The 16,126-nt window shown below is 29.6% G+C and carries 12 protein-coding genes; 10 read left to right on the forward strand and 2 right to left on the reverse strand.

Annotated elements, in window-relative coordinates; translation table 11 throughout:
• Positions 1 to 101: 101 nt before the first annotated feature.
• The 3 genes from AXY43_RS18600 (at position 102) to AXY43_RS18610 (ending at position 3,516) form a co-directional block, all read left to right on the forward strand.
• A complete protein-coding gene (locus AXY43_RS18600; RefSeq protein WP_105411948.1) occupies positions 102 to 686 on the forward strand; it encodes a nitroreductase family protein in 585 nt (194 codons plus the stop codon).
• A 267-nt stretch (positions 687 to 953) separates the two neighbouring features.
• Positions 954 to 1,730 (forward strand): class I SAM-dependent methyltransferase, encoded by a 777-nt coding sequence (locus AXY43_RS18605; RefSeq protein WP_087703076.1) that lies wholly within the window; start codon positions 954 to 956, stop codon positions 1,728 to 1,730.
• A 304-nt stretch (positions 1,731 to 2,034) separates the two neighbouring features.
• The gene (locus AXY43_RS18610) at positions 2,035 to 3,516 is read left to right on the forward strand and encodes an aldehyde dehydrogenase family protein (RefSeq protein WP_039772599.1); all 1,482 of its coding nucleotides are present in this window, start codon (positions 2,035 to 2,037) and stop codon (positions 3,514 to 3,516) included.
• 187 nt (positions 3,517 to 3,703) lie between these two features.
• On the opposite strand, the gene AXY43_RS18615 is transcribed toward AXY43_RS18610, so the two are convergent.
• A complete protein-coding gene (locus AXY43_RS18615) occupies positions 3,704 to 5,146 on the reverse strand; it encodes a DUF4317 domain-containing protein (RefSeq protein WP_077304428.1) in 1,443 nt (480 codons plus the stop codon).
• 452 nt (positions 5,147 to 5,598) lie between these two features.
• Here AXY43_RS18615 and AXY43_RS18620 point away from each other — a divergent pair, with 452 nt between their 5' ends.
• The 7 genes from AXY43_RS18620 (at position 5,599) to AXY43_RS18650 (ending at position 14,578) form a co-directional block, all read left to right on the forward strand.
• Entirely contained in the window at positions 5,599 to 6,624 is a 1,026-nt protein-coding gene (locus AXY43_RS18620; protein ID WP_011968076.1) for a LacI family DNA-binding transcriptional regulator, read from the forward strand.
• A 376-nt stretch (positions 6,625 to 7,000) separates the two neighbouring features.
• Positions 7,001 to 8,251, forward strand: coding sequence for an ABC transporter substrate-binding protein (locus tag AXY43_RS18625; RefSeq protein ID WP_105411949.1), 1,251 nt, complete (start codon positions 7,001 to 7,003; stop codon positions 8,249 to 8,251).
• A gap of 173 nt (positions 8,252 to 8,424) precedes the next feature.
• Entirely contained in the window at positions 8,425 to 9,288 is an 864-nt protein-coding gene (locus AXY43_RS18630; protein ID WP_105411950.1) for a carbohydrate ABC transporter permease, read from the forward strand.
• Complete coding sequence (locus AXY43_RS18635) at positions 9,285 to 10,109, forward strand: carbohydrate ABC transporter permease (RefSeq protein WP_023976566.1); 825 nt, start codon at positions 9,285 to 9,287, stop codon at positions 10,107 to 10,109. The genes AXY43_RS18630 and AXY43_RS18635 overlap by 4 nt, the downstream gene beginning before the upstream one ends.
• A 53-nt stretch (positions 10,110 to 10,162) precedes the next feature.
• Positions 10,163 to 11,803, forward strand: coding sequence for a glycoside hydrolase family 13 protein (locus tag AXY43_RS18640; protein ID WP_105411951.1), 1,641 nt, complete (start codon positions 10,163 to 10,165; stop codon positions 11,801 to 11,803).
• Positions 11,804 to 12,103: 300 nt separating this feature from the next.
• Entirely contained in the window at positions 12,104 to 13,444 is a 1,341-nt protein-coding gene (locus tag AXY43_RS18645) for a hypothetical protein (protein ID WP_105411952.1), read from the forward strand.
• A gap of 99 nt (positions 13,445 to 13,543) precedes the next feature.
• On the forward strand, positions 13,544 to 14,578 hold the full coding sequence (locus tag AXY43_RS18650) for a U32 family peptidase (RefSeq protein WP_105411953.1): 1,035 nt from the start codon (positions 13,544 to 13,546) through the stop codon (positions 14,576 to 14,578).
• Between the two features lie 239 nt (positions 14,579 to 14,817).
• Here AXY43_RS18650 and AXY43_RS18655 read toward each other — a convergent pair whose 3' ends face one another.
• The gene (locus AXY43_RS18655; RefSeq protein ID WP_105411954.1) at positions 14,818 to 16,035 is read right to left on the reverse strand and encodes an MFS transporter; all 1,218 of its coding nucleotides are present in this window, start codon (positions 16,033 to 16,035) and stop codon (positions 14,818 to 14,820) included.
• Between the last annotated feature and the right edge of the window lie 91 nt (positions 16,036 to 16,126).

A 16,126-nucleotide genomic window follows, 5' to 3' on the forward strand; every position in this document is an offset into this window, starting at 1 on the left:
ATAAATTAGAATATTAAAAATAATAAGAGGTGTAATGTTCGTTAGAAAGATAAATAGTTTTCTATCAAATGTTACAACTAGATTATACAAGGAGGATTAATATGGAAAATGTAATTGAAAATATAAAATCAAGAAGAAGTATAAGAAAATACAAAGAGGAACAAATAAAAGATGAGGAACTATTTACAATCTTAGATTCAGCAAAACATGCACCAAGTGGAGGTAACTCTCAAACATGGCAATTTACTGTAGTTCAAAATAAAGAAATTCTTTTAGAGTTAAATGGATATATTAAAGAAGCTTTTGAAAAGCTTGAAGTTGATGAAAATACCTATAAAAGTAAAAAAGCAGGTAAAGTTGCATCGAAGAAAGATGACTACAATTTTTATTACAACGCTCCAACATTGATTATAGTATCGAATGAGTCTAACTATAGTAATGCAATGGCAGATAGTGCTTGTGCTATAGAAAATATGCTTTTAACCGCAAATTACTTGGAACTTGGAGCATGTTGGATAAATCAATTAACATGGTTTGACAATGATGAAAATGTAAGAAATTTACTTACACGCTTAGGAATTTCAGAAAAACATAAGGTTTGTGGTTCTATTTGTATTGGTTATATAGATGGTATTAAGCCAGAGAAAAAAGTATTGAAGGAAAATACAGTGACAATTATAAGATAATAGGGAATTATATTTATATTGATTTATAAAATATTATTTTTCTAGTAGTTGTGTATTTGTAAAAAGAGTATTTCTATTTCATTATAACCCCACAAGAATCTAGAAATTAGATTCTTGTGGGGTTACCTTTATTCATAGATATTTAAAGAATAAATCTATATTTTTAATAGTTGCAATATATAGTATAATAGTTGTTAGAAATCAGGAAAGAAATTAATATTTATATTTAATAATTTCTAATAAATGATAGGTGAGGAACGTAAAGAGATGACAATGGAATTAGAGAAATACTATAATAAATTTTGTGAAGATAAAAGATTAACTAGAAAATATGCACAAGTTGAGTTTTTAACTTCTATGAAATATATTCATGAGTATCTAGAAAAGAATAATGGTTCCAAAATTTTAGATGTTGGTGCTGGAACAGGAAGATACTCTGTGGAGCTAGCGAATGATGGGTATGATGTTACAGCAATTGAACTTGTAAAGCATAATCTAGGTATTTTGAAATCAAAAGGAAGTTCAGTAAAAGCATATCAAGGGACAGCATTAGATTTATCAAGATTTGAAGAAAATACATTTGATATGACATTGGTATTTGGACCGATGTATCATTTATACAATTTTCAGGATAAAGCAAAAGCCTTACAAGAGGCGAAGAGAGTAACAAAAATTGGAGGAGTTATCTTAGTAGCTTATTGCATGAATGAATATAGCGTAATAACATATGGTTTTAAGGAAAATAATATTCGTTCATCTATTGAAAATGGAAAGCTTACTGATGATTTTCATGTTATATCTGAACCAAAAGATTTATATGATTATGTAAGGATTGAAGATATCAATAAGTTAAATGAAGAAGTAAGACTAAAAAGGATAAAATTAATTTCAGCAGATGGGCCAGCGAATTACATGAGATCTGTTTTGAATTCTATGGATGAAGAGACATTTAAGCTTTTTATTAACTATCATTTTTCTACATGTGAAAGACCAGAGTTGCTTGGAGCAAGTGCACATACATTAGACATTTTAATAAAGGAATAGGAAAAGAGAGTAAGAGAGCTAATTTTAATTATTAATAAGAAATAAATATAGCACCTTTTTCAAATATGAAAGGTATAATATAAAATAAATTCTTAACAAAGTGTTTGTTTTATATTATACTTTTTTGTCTTTAAATAAAAAAATTTTATAATATTATACAGGAACACCATGTGATTTCAATATTTACCAATAATTATATGGATAATTATTATTGTTAAATAATTATTTTATATTGAATACAATTAATTTAGTGCTATAATAAAATTATAAAAGATCGATTATATGAGGAAAAAAGGTGTTTATTATGAATGTTAAATTAGAAAATAGATATAGATTATTTATCAATGGAGAATGGAGAGATGCTTCAGATGGAGCTACAATAAAGACTTATAATCCAGCTAATGGGGAATTTTTAGCTGAGATTGCAGATGCTACAGAAAAAGATGTAGATGATGCTGTTAATTCTGCAAGACAAGCCTTTGCTACATGGGGCAAAACTACTGTTGTAGAAAGAGCAAATATATTAAATAAAATTGCTGATATTATTGAAGAAAACGCAGAATACTTAGCTACAGTAGAAACTTTAGATAATGGAAAACCAATTAGAGAGACAACAGGAGCAGATATTCCATTAGCAGCAGATCACTTTAGATATTTTGCAGGTGTTATTCGTGCTGATGAGGGTTCTGCAACAATGATAGATGAAAATACTTTAAATTTAATATTAAGTGAGCCAATTGGTGTTGTAGGGCAAATAGTTCCTTGGAATTTTCCATTCTTAATGGCGGCTTGGAAGTTAGCTCCAGTGTTAGCAGCTGGGGATGTTTCAGTATTTAAACCATCAAGTACTACTTCATTGAGCGTATTAGAGCTTATGAAACTAATACAAAATATTGTTCCTAGTGGTGTAATTAATGTTATTACAGGAAAAGGATCAAAGAGCGGTGAATATCTGCAAAATCATGAAGGACTTGATAAATTAGCATTTACAGGATCTACAGAAGTTGGAAGACAAATTGGACTTGCTGCGGCTAAACGTATTATTCCTGCAACTTTAGAGCTTGGAGGAAAGTCAGCTAATATTTTCTTTAGTGATGCAAATATGAACATTGCATTAGAAGGTATTCAATTGGGAATTTTATTTAACCAAGGACAAGTTTGTTCTGCAGGTTCTAGAATATTTGTACAAGAAGATTTTTATGATGAATTTATGGAAAAAGCAATTGCTGCTTTTGAAAAAGTTAAAGTTGGAAACCCATTAGATCCTAATACTCAAATGGGAGCGCAAGTTAGTGAATCTCAACTTAAAAAAATTCTTAAATATATAGAAATAGGTAAAAAAGAAGGAGCAAAAGTAGCGACAGGAGGGGAAAGATTCATTGAGGGTGATGCTAAGAATGGATACTTTATGAAACCTACTTTACTTACAGATGTTACTAATGATATGAGAATAGCTAGAGAAGAAATATTTGGGCCAGTTGGAGTTGTAATTAAATTTAAGACAGAAGAAGAAGTCATTGCTATGGCAAATGATAGTGAATATGGCTTAGGTGGTGGAGTATTTACTACTAACTTAAATCGTGCGATAAGAGTTGCTAAAGGAATAAGGACTGGACGTATATGGGTTAACACTTATAATACTTTCCCAGCAGGTGCAACATTTGGTGGATACAAAGAATCTGGTATAGGCAGGGAAACTCACAAAGTTATATTAGAAGCGTATACTCAAAAGAAAAATATCATAGTTAATTTATCAGAAACTCCTGGTGGAATGTATATAAAGTAATGAATATTGAATCATATTATATGTATTAGAATCAAGCCTCTATATTTTAGGTTTAATCAGGTATATAACTTCCCGAATTTTAAATATAAACTCATTACTGAATTATATATAGATTATAATAGCCATAAAGACCCTTAATCAGGATCTTTATGGCTATTTAAATGAGAAAAGTATTATTTGCAGTAAGTTAAAGCAAAGCATTAACGCCATTTACTTTAGCTTGTTCATCATCATCTATAGGAATTATAATACATTTCTTTCCGTCTATTATTTGTGATTTTATTTGAGATACTTTTTGAGGTTTTACATTAAGTACAATATCATAATTTGGAGCATCGCTAATCTCAGTTTCTATTTCAGTGTTTTCAGTATTATTTGCATCAGATGCTGTTTCTGAATCAAGATTTTCATCTAAATTAGAGTCAGAAGCCACTTCTAAGATGGTATCAGATTCTGTCTTTAAAGCAGAATTAGGCTCTGACTCTAAGATCTTATTCAAAGCTGATTCAGTTTCTGATTCTAAAGCAGCTTCTTTCTCTGAATCTGCTAAAGCATCCAGTTTTGTCTTTTCAAGTCTTTCTTCTAATATGCGTACTTTCTTTTCAAGTTTTTCTTCCTTTTTTCTTTGTTCATTTGCTGCAAGTGCTTTTTTATCAATTAAATTTTCTGCTACAGGCGGAGTATCTCCAAATGCTTCTGTATATGATTTTTCAATCTTTGCAGTGATCTCTTCAGGAACTCCACTTTCGATTAAAATATCTTGAATATTATCATTACTCAAAACTATAGGCTCAGCATTTTTGCCGTTAACAGTAGTATGATCATCTACTATAGTATTGAGAGTTTCTTGAATTTCCATAAATAAATGCTCTGATTTTTCATCATCACTTCCAACAGCTTTACGAATTATATTTTGGAATGTTTCTTTTTGCTCAGTAGCTGTTTGTTTTGAACTACAACCTAAAGCTTCCTCCATAAATTCGGGATGAGGATCTTTTGCATCTTTTGTGTAATACATAATAGAATGAATATCAGTACTACGATCTATAAATGCTGGAAATACAAATCCAAGGTCTGGTGGACCAACTACCCAATCTCTAATACGAGCTCCAATTCGATTTTCATCTTCAAGATATCCAAGAGCTGGTTTTGAAAGTGATACTGGACAGATTGCACATAATATATATTCATATACCTCTTCAGATTCATCTAATTTTGAGTTATCCGTAGTTTTTGTCATAACATCATAGGCATCGTGAAAAACGAGTATTAGAAAGTTACCAGTATATTCATAACTATTTATAATCATTTTATAAAAGCTATCGAGCATAGAATCATCTTTTAATTTACTTTTTTTTAGCTCCATTAAGGAAAGCTGTCTGCCACCTATGCCTTCTTCATCAAGAGGAAAGTTAAGTTCAAGAATGTTATTTCCAACTGTTCCAGATAGTGTTTTCTTGGCAATTTCTAAATATTTAAAGAATTCTTCCTCTCTTAGATTTAAAAAAGTTTCTTTAAATTTTAATACAATATCTTTTTGACCATCTACATAACAACCACACATTTTAGTAAATGTACAGTCATCTTTTTTTAAACGTCTTTTTAATTCTAATATATCTTTTTTGTTCATAAATCTCCCTCTCATTTCGCCGAGTTTTTATTAGATACATGAAATAACATGTCCAAATTTGCTATGAATATTTTATGCTTGGACTCTAAAACATTTCCTTTAGAAACTCGTAATTTCTTATAAATGTTGCATTTTAAGAGTCTAGACTCTATATATAAAATAGACTGGCTATTGACTGCTATTTTGAATACGCTTTAGCACATGCCCAAAATACTTCACATAATATAGTATAGTGTTGAATTGATAGCTCTGCAAGATATTAAGTGAAGTTTAAAGCCATATTTTGTAAGAAGATTTAAGCGTTCATTGTTTAGTAAACGTATAATATAAAAACAGCTAATTTTATATAGAAATTAAAAATATAAAAAATATTATACGAAGATATAGACAATTAAATCCAATTATGATAAGATTTAATCACTTAAACGTTTACTGAAAAAGGGGAATATGTTATGAATAGTAATATTAAAAGACCCACAATTAAAGATGTCGCTAAGAAATCCAATGTTTCTGTTGCCACAGTTTCTAGGATAATAAATAATCTAGATGGTTATTCAGAAGAGACTAGAAAAAAAGTAATTGAAGCTATGGATGAACTTGGTTATCAAAGAAATGCAATTGCGAGAAATCTCAAGGTTAAAGAAACACGAACTATTGGAGTGTTACGTCCTAAGATAAGCACTACATATTATGTAGAAATTTTAAATGGAATAGAAGATTTTGCGCAGCGCAATAATTACAGCGTTATAATCTGTAATGGTGGAGATAAGTGGGAGCGAATGTCAGAATATCTTCAGGTATTATCTGAAAGACAGGTAGATGGATTAATTGTTTGCAGCATACCTCCAGATGATACTTTATGCAAAAGAATAATAGACTCACATATTCCAACAGTTCTTGTTTCAGGATTATCGTACAAGTATTCATTGCCTTATGTTAAGGTTGATGATTATCAGGCTGCTTATTCAGCAACATCATATTTAATTGAAAATGGCCATAAAGAGATAGCAATTATATCTGGACCGACTGAAGACCCTATAGCAGGAGTGCCACGTTTAAATGGATTTTTGCAAGCATTAAGAGATAATAACATATCCATAAAGAAAAATCTTATTAAAGAAAAAGGGTTTGGATTTATAGATGGGGTTGAAGGAATGAATGAACTTCTAGAGACAGGTGAGAAATTTACAGCTGTTTTTGCGGCATCTGATGATTGTGCTGTTGGAGCATTATCAGTAGCACATAAGAATGGTTTAAAAGTACCAGATGATCTATCTATAGTAGGTTATGATAACACAAATATAGCTGAGATGTCATATCCACCTTTAACAACAGTAGCACAACCTTTATATGATATGGGGAAAAAGTCTGTTGAAATGTTAATAAAAAGAATATCCTACAACGAAAAAGTTGAAAGCATAATAATGCCATTTGAAATTATAGAAAGAGAAACAGTTAAAAAAATTAAAGATATATAGACTGCACTAATAAATCTACATTTAAAGTTATAAGATATTAAGTACTCAGTTATGATTTAAATGTAGAAAATTAATAGTAATATATAAATTATTATAGGAATATAAGATTTCAATGATTATTTATAGAATAGTATGAAGCTATATTACAAGTTTCTATATACAATTCTAAGTTTAAAACTTTGTAATATAATTTCATATAAGATTTGAGAAAGATATTACGTAAATTTTTATAGTTTACGTAAACGATTAAGTATTAAGGAATAGAAAAAGATATTAAAATGTACTTTTTAAGGCTGATGTGCCTAAAATAGTATAGTTAATATAATATTAAATTTACGTAATCGTATACTGAAATTACAAAGTAGGGGGAAGAGAAATGAATAAAAAATTAAAATTACTAATGTCAATTACTATTAGTGCAGTAATTGGAACTTCATTATTAGCAGGATGTGGTTCTAAGGGAGGCAGCACAGAAAATGGAAAAGTAAAATTAGAGTTATTTTCAACTAAGGCAGAAAATAAAACAATATTACAATCATTAGCAAATGAATTTCAAGAAAAGAATCCTAATATTGAAATTTCAATTAATTCACCTGCAAATGCTGGCACTGTTTTAAAAACAAGACTTGCTAAAAATGATATGCCTGATCTAGTAGCTTTAGGTGCAGATGTAAATTATGGTGCACTAGTAGATGCAAATGCTCTTGTTGATCTTACTAATGATGGCATTCTTGAAAACATACAAAAACCATATTTAGATATGCTTCATGGCATAGCAAGTAATGATAATGGAAAGATATATGGAGTTCCATATGCTACTAATGCTGATGGCGTTCTATACAATAAAGATATATTTTCAAAGCTAGGATTGCAAATTCCTAAAACATGGGATGAATTTATGGCTGTATCGAAAAAAATTAAAGATGCAGGTCAATTACCACTTTATTTGACACTTAAAGATGCATGGACTGGAATGTGTTTCTGGAATGTTATAGCTAGTGACTTGGAGCCTAGTAATTTCTTAGCTGATAAAAAAGCAGGAAAAACAACTTTTGAAGCTACACATGGAGAAATAGTGGACAAAATGGAGACTATAGGAACTCTTGGGCAAGAAGATATTTTAGGAGTATCATACAATGATGGTAATGCATCCTTTGCACAAGGTAAATCAGCAATGTATTTACAAGGTAATTGGGCTATTAGTGAAATAAAAAAAGCAAATCCTAATATAAATATAGGCATGTTCCCATTACCTGCAAGTAACGATCCATCTAAAAATAATATAGTATCTGGTATAGATGTGTTATTTGGAATAACAAGTAAGTCAAAACACTCTGATGAAGCAAAAAAATTTATAGAATTTATGACTCAAAAGGAGAATGCTCAAAAATATATAAAAGATCAATTTGCATTTTCTGCAGTTAAAGATGTGACACAAGATGATCAAAGTGTAACAGATGTACAAGAAAGCTTTAAAAATGGAAAAATTGGTGTTTTCCCTGATCACTACTATCCAAGCTCATTTGATGCAGCAAGTTTAGTTCAAGGGTTCTATAGTAAAAAAGATAAGGCAGAATTCTTAAAACAACTTGATACTGAATACGATAAAGCCAGTAGCAAACAATAAATAGAGAAAATAAAAGGCATGAGGATGTCCTAAAAGATAGTTGAGGATGCGATATTTACTGATAAGCATGAAAAATAATGTCTCTATGAAAATAGACTGATTTTAGGACAACCTATGCTATATGCTAATAATATTTATTTGTCAAATGAAAAAATAATAGGGGGCTGAAGGTTTTGAAAAAGAAAAAAGCTTTTTATATTATGACTATACCAGCAGTTTTGTTATTCTTTATATTTCATACATTATCCCTTTTTGAAGGTGTATTTTATAGTTTTACCAATTCAAAAGGATATGGTGATTGGAGTTTTGTTGGATTAAAAAACTATATTGCAGTATTTCAAGATATTAATGTTATGCATGCGTACATTTTTACTTTCAAATTTGCAATTATAACTACAATTATAGTAAACATATTAAGTCTTTTAATTGCTGTGGGTTTAAACTCAAAAATAAAATTTCAAAATACTTTAAAGTCAATATATTTTATTCCTAATATATTAGGAACTTTAATAGTAGCATTTATATTCAATTTTGTATTTGCTCATGTTATACCAAACATTGGAGAGACTATGAACATTTCTATGCTTAGTAAAAACATCTTAGGTGATGAAAAACTTGCATGGCTTGGAATAGTGTTCGTAGCGGCATGGCAATCCATAGCCTTTAATACAATCATATATTTATCTGGACTTCAGACAATCGATACTGATGTTTACGAAGCCTGTGATATTGATGGCGCTAGTTCATGGCAAAGATTTAAAAGCATAACATTTCCATTAATAGCACCATTTTTCACAATTAACATGGTTTTATGTATGAAAGGATTTTTAATGGTATTTGATCAGGTTGTAGCTATGACAGGAGGAGGACCTGGAACTGTTACTCAATCAATATCTTATGTAATTTATAACGGAGGATTTAACCAAGGAAGTTTTGCATATCAATCCGCAAATGCTGTTATTTACTTCATCGTAATTGTAGCAATATCATTATTTCAGCTTAGAGTCCTTGAAAAGAGGGAGGAAAAAGTACTATGAGGAGAAACAAAACCAATTGGATAGTAACTACGCTTATGATAGCAGGAGCTTTGGTGGCTATAATATTTCCATTGTATCTAACAATATTAATAGCTGTAAAATCTCCACAAGATATGGTACCAAGTGCGTTATCATTTCCAAAGTCATTGCGTTTTGAAAATTTTACTGAAGCTATTGAAATGACAAATTTCTTTGATGCTCTAAAAAACAGTTTAACAATAACAATTTCAGTATTAATTCTTACAATACTTTCAAATTCTTTGGTTTCATATGCCATAGCTAGAAATAGAAAGAAAAAGTTTTTTAATGCATTGTACTATTACTTTTTAAGTGCTATGTTTGTACCATTTCCAATAATTATGCTGCCTCTTGTAAAACAAGTAAATATGTTAAATATGGATAACATCATTGGAATAATATGTTTGTATGTTGTATTTGGATTACCTTTTAATATATTTTTATATTCAGGTTATATTAAATCAATTCCAGTTTCACTTGAAGAAGCAGCAACAATAGATGGTGCTTCTACATTTCAAGTATTTTGGAGAATAATTTTCCCTTTACTAAAACCTATTAATGCTACGGTTGCAATTACTACTTGTTTGTGGACATGGAATGATTTCATGTTGCCACTTATCATCTTAGGTAAGCCAGAGATGGCTACATTGCCTTTAGTTCAATACGTATTCCAGTCCCAATTTACTACAAATTATAATCTGGCTTTTGCGTCATACTTACTAGCATTATTACCAATGTTTATTGTATACATCTTTGCGCAAAAATGGATAAGAAATGGTATTGTAACTGGAGCTGTTAAATAATAAAAATGCATTTAAACGAAATAAAATAAGTAATATTAAAAGGAGAATAAGTCATGGATAAAAAATGGTGGAAAGAAAGTGTAGTTTATCAGGTATATCCTAGGAGTTTTAATGATTCTAATGGAGATGGAATTGGAGATTTAAGAGGAATTATAGAGAAGTTAGATTACTTGAAAGAATTGGGGATAGACGTAATATGGTTATCTCCAGTATATAAATCACCAAACGATGATAATGGATATGATATAAGCGATTATGAAGATATAATGGATGAATTCGGAACAATGGAAGATATGGATGATCTTATTCAGGAAGGAAATAAAAGAGGAATAAAAATTCTTATGGATTTAGTTGTAAACCATACTTCTGACGAACATAAATGGTTTATCGAAGCTAAGAAATCAAAAGATAATCCTTATAGAGATTATTATATATGGAGAGATCCAGTAAATGGAGAAGAACCAAATGATTTAAGATCAACATTTAGTGGTAGTGCATGGCAATATGATGAAACTACAGGGCAGTATTACTTACATTTATTTAGTAAAAAACAGCCAGATTTAAACTGGGAAAATGAAGAGGTCCGCAATAGAATTTATAAAATGATGAACTTCTGGATTGATAAAGGTATTGGCGGATTTAGAATGGATGTAATTGAACTTATAGGAAAGATTCCAGATAAAAAAGTTACGCATAATGGTCCAAAACTCCATGAATATATTAGAGAAATGAATAAGAAAACATTCGGCGGCAAAGATTTACTAACAGTTGGAGAGACTTGGGGATGTACTACAGAAATAGCTAAGAAATATTCAAATCCAGATGATAGTGAACTTAGCATGATATTTCAATTCGAGCACATTTTATTAGATCAACAACCAGGTAAGGAAAAATGGGATTTAAAGCCGTTAGAATTATTAGATTTAAAGAAGGCGTTATCTAGATGGCAAGTAGAGCTAGAAGGCACAGGCTGGAATAGTTTATTCTGGAATAATCATGACGTACCAAGAATAGTTTCAAGGTGGGGGAATGATAAAGAATATAGGGTAGAAAGTGCGAAAATGCTTGCTACATTATTACATGGAATGAAGGGGACTCCATATATATATCAAGGTGAAGAGCTTGGTATGACAAATGTAAGATTTGAAGAGTTAGAGGATTATAAGGATATAGAAACTCTGAACATGTATAATGAAAGAAAAAAACAAGGTTATACTCATGAGGATATAATGCTATCTATATATACAAAAGGCAGAGATAATGCCCGTACTCCAATGCAATGGGATGATAGTCAAAATGCAGGGTTCACAAGTGGACAGCCTTGGCTAAAAGTAAATCCTAATTACAAGGAAATAAACGTTAAATCACAATTAAAAGACGAAAACTCTATATTTAATTACTATAAGAAATTAATAAAAATAAGAAAAACAAATCCAGTAGTAGTTCATGGAAAATATGAATTGATCTTAGAAGAAAACAAAGAAATTTTTGCATATACAAGAACTTTAGAAAATGAAATGTTATTAGTTATATGTAACTTTACAGGAAATGAGACAGAGTTTGTACTTGAAAGAAAATTTGAATTTAAATCTAAAGAACTTTTAATTTCAAATTATAATGTTAATGAAAATGATCCGATTGATAGCATAGAACTTAAGCCATATGAAGCTAGAATTTATAAGTTTATATTATAGAAATACTTTTATATAGTTGATATAGTACTATTTTTCTTTAGCTTATCTGGAACAATATTATACTTATGCAATAGAAAGCCCATTGATTTCAGTGGGCTTTCGTGTTGCTCAAAGTTCTGTCAGATGCAAAAGAGATGGGAGAATGGCATTGCTGCTAGTACAAGTCAAGTATAAGTTATAATGTAGAAACTTAATTGCAAAATATATATAGTTAAATTGATGAATTAAGTGGGATCAGATAAAATAAGGTATATGAAGTATTTTTGAAGATATATATGAAAAAGTTTAGGAGGTATAATTTTGGAAAAAGAAGAAGTTGAATTATTGCCAGCAGGACTCATAACATGTTTATTAGATGACAAAGAAGTACATATAATAAAAATATCTCCTGAAAAATTGACAGTGCGTGTGGCTGACGAAATAGAAAAGATAAGCAGTATAAAAGTTGCATTTCATAAGTTCGATGAAAACAGATATGAAGAGGTAATAATACAAGATTATAATATAGTGGAAAAAAGAAAAGAAGATTTTAGTTTAACATATATTTTCAACATTGAATCACAAGAATATTCACATAATGTAAGAAGTGCTTTTAAAAAGTATTCAAAGTATATTATGTTAAAAGCTTTTGGTGATGGCAATGAATTTTCAAAGGAAATGGTTAATTATCCGGCAAAGCTAGATGAGGAGTTTTATAAGGATTATTTAGAACAGAAAGAAGAATGGTTGTTAGGCGTAAATTATGCGGATTGGGATGACAATATCGTCGATTCATTGGAAATAGCTATTTCTTTAGATAATGATATATTATATAAAAAGTTTATGGATAATGATATTCAAACATTTAAGATGGATTACTTAAATAAAAATTTTATAGGGGGTCATGAGTTATTTAAGAAAGATATTAACAGGATTTATATTGGAAATGAATTTTGTCATAACTTATTTCCAAAAATAAAATTGTTAAAAGGCATGATGCAGAAAGCCAAAGAAGAGAGCCTGGAGATAACATTATGTTTTACATATATGAGAGAGTGTTATATAGAAAAAACAAAAGATATAATAGAGGCAGTATATAATTGGTGTAATGAAAATAATACTAAGATAGAAATTGTTGTAAATGATTTTGGAATGCTAAAATTGCTTAAAGATAAGATAGATATTTTCAAGCTGTCACTAGGCGTTTTATTAAATAAGAGAAAAAAGGATCCAAGATATATTTACAAGAAAGGGTACTTAGAAAATAAAGAGCTTATAGCAACAAACAGTCTTAATAGTTCAATTTTTACAAAGTTTTTGAGAGAATGTAAAATAGAACGATATGAATATGAAAATTGTGGTTATAAAATTTCTATTGCAGATGGGCACCATAGTATGCATATTCCTTTCTATCAAACAAATACATCTCAATATTGTCCACTATATGCAATGTGTACAACTATGGATAGAGGAAATCAGAAACTTGTTACTGACTGCCCAAAGTATTGTAGCGATTATGTATTTTCTTATCCAAAGCACTTAAAAATGGTTGGAAGATATAATTCGCTATTCACTTTTGATGATACTTTGCTTAAAAATCCAAAAGAATTAGAGTATTACATAAATAGCGGAATCGATAGAATTGTTTTAAATTTTCTATAGATATTGAAATATGAGCTTATACTTATGTAGAGTTTAACGGTGATATGTAACTATTTCACAAACGCACATATAGGTTTATCTATGAAGGAGGAAAACATAATGAAGATAGTAGCAGGAATGGGATGTATTGATGATTATATAAAACTAGTAAAGGCTGGAGCAGATGAAGTGTTCTGTGGATATGTTCCTTATGAATGGAACAAAAAATATGGAAGTTTATTTCCTTTAAATAGGAGAGAAGTACTTTATTATAACATTCAAATAAATTCACTTGAGGACATGAGAATACTAAAGAAAATGGTTGATTTTTATAAAGTACCAGTAAATATAACTTTTAATTATTTATACTATCTTGAAGAACAATATGAAATGATAGCTAACATAATAAAAGATTTGATAAATATTGGCTTTAATGATTTTATTGTAGCAGATATTGCGCTTATATTATATTTAAAGGAAAGGAATATAAAGTGCTCAATACATTTAAGTGGAGAATGCGCTGAACTAAACCGGCTTTCTATCGAATTTTTCAATAAACTAAATATATCACGATACATATTTCATAGGAAAAATACAATTGAAGATATGAAATCATGTATAAGAAGCAACGAAGTAAAAAATCTTGAATATGAAGCATTTATTTTAAATGAAAGATGCCATTATACTGGTGCTTTTTGCAGCTCCCTGCATTGTGATGAAATGATACATTTGTGTAAAGTTCCATATGAACTATTAAGAATAGATAAAAATGAGATTAGTTTTTGCGAAGTTGATAAGAGAATTGAGTCTTATTACAAAGCCATAGATGACAAGGATAAGGAAGAATTCGATATAGAAAATCAATTTGATCCAGAAAATGAATATGGAAGTGAAAGCGAAGAGGGAATGGAAGGTTCATATTTCATTGGAGAAACTGGATGTGGATTATGCTCGTTAAAAAAGTTAAAGAAAGCTGGCATTACTCATTTAAAGGTAGTCGGAAGAGGAAATTCTATTGAGAATATGGAAAAAGATATAAAAAGCCTAAAAAAGGCCATAGCTATATTAGATAATACTGAAATAAGTGAAACTTATGAAGAATATATAAAAAATAAGTTACTTGATGGCAAATGCAGCGGACAATGTTATTATTAAAAAGTAGGACTCACCATATAAAGGTAAGTCCTTTTATAAGTTATCACATAATATTAATATATATATTTGATAAATAATTCTTCATCATAATTCTAAAAGTATTGCAAGAATTTTATCTGTAATTGTGAATTGATAAATATGCATTGTGAATTGCAACATATATATTAATGCAGGATTATTTCTCAGGTGAATAAAAGGAAAATTCTAATAAATAAAATTTAAATATGCAAAATAGAACTTTATGCTTTTTTGCTAATATTGTGTATAATAAGCGCAAGGATTTGAGTTATTATACCAAAAGTACATACCCCATACCATCCAAAGTGAGAATAGCTATAGGAACCCAAAAACGATCCAAACGCCCCACCAAGAAAAAAGCTAACCATATAAATAGTATTAAGTCTATTACGTGTTTCTTCATTTAAAGAATGTACTCTTGCCTGATTAGATACATTACAAGATTGTACTCCTAAATCTAGAAGAATTACTCCTAAAACTAATCCCCAAATTTTGAATCCGAATAGGAAAAATAATAAATAGGAAACTATAACCACGACTATACATATGCCTATAGCAAATCTTGAACCTCTTTTATCAGCTACTTTTCCAACCAGTGGAGCAGCAAGAGCACCGCTAACACCTACTAACCCAAGTAAGCCAGCTGCTTCAGCTCCCATATTGTAATGAGAACTTTCAAGTAAAAATATAAGGGATGTCCAAAAGGCACTGAAAGCTGAAAACATTAATGCACCATTAAGAGAGGATTCTCTTAAGATTGGTTCTGTTTTTATTAAGTGTATCATCGATTTTAATAACTCAGAATATTTAATGTCGGAAATAGGGTTGCATAATGGTATTAATTTTCTAAGAATAAACATGAGAGCAAACATCATAATTGCTGCGATAAGATAAACTATTCTCCAGCCAAGGTAGCTTCCTAATATGCCACTAACTGTACGAGAAAGTAATATTCCAATTAATAAACCGCTCATTATTGTGCCAATAATTTGTCCTCTTTGTTGCGGATTTGAGAGCTGTGCTGCCAAAGGAATAATAAGTTGAGGGATTATAGAAGTAAACCCAACGGCAAAAGAAGAGATCGTAAGAATATATATATTTGAAGAGAAAAACATACTCATAAGTGAAATTACTGAGAATAAAAGCATTATTACTATTAAGTTTCTCTTTTCTTTTATATCTCCTAAAGGCAATATAAATATCATTCCGATTGCATAACCTATTTGTGTGAGCATAGCTGCAAAACCTATACTTAATTGGTCAACATGAAAAGTTTTTGCTATGTCTCCTAAAAGCGGTTGAATGTAATATAGATTTGCTACTGTAAGTCCACAAGCTATTGACATAACTAAGATTAGTAATTTAGTTAATATAGGTCTAGTATTAGCATTATCTATTGATGAATTTGTTTTTAATACAGCATTAGTTGATTGATACATTTATAAATCACTTCCTTAAAATTATATAATACATATAATTGAGCAAAGGTCTAATTTACAAGTAATAAAAATTTCTTATAAATATCAATGC

Source organism: Clostridium sp. MF28 (assembly GCF_002969175.1).
Taxonomy (GTDB): domain Bacteria; phylum Bacillota; class Clostridia; order Clostridiales; family Clostridiaceae; genus Clostridium; species Clostridium beijerinckii.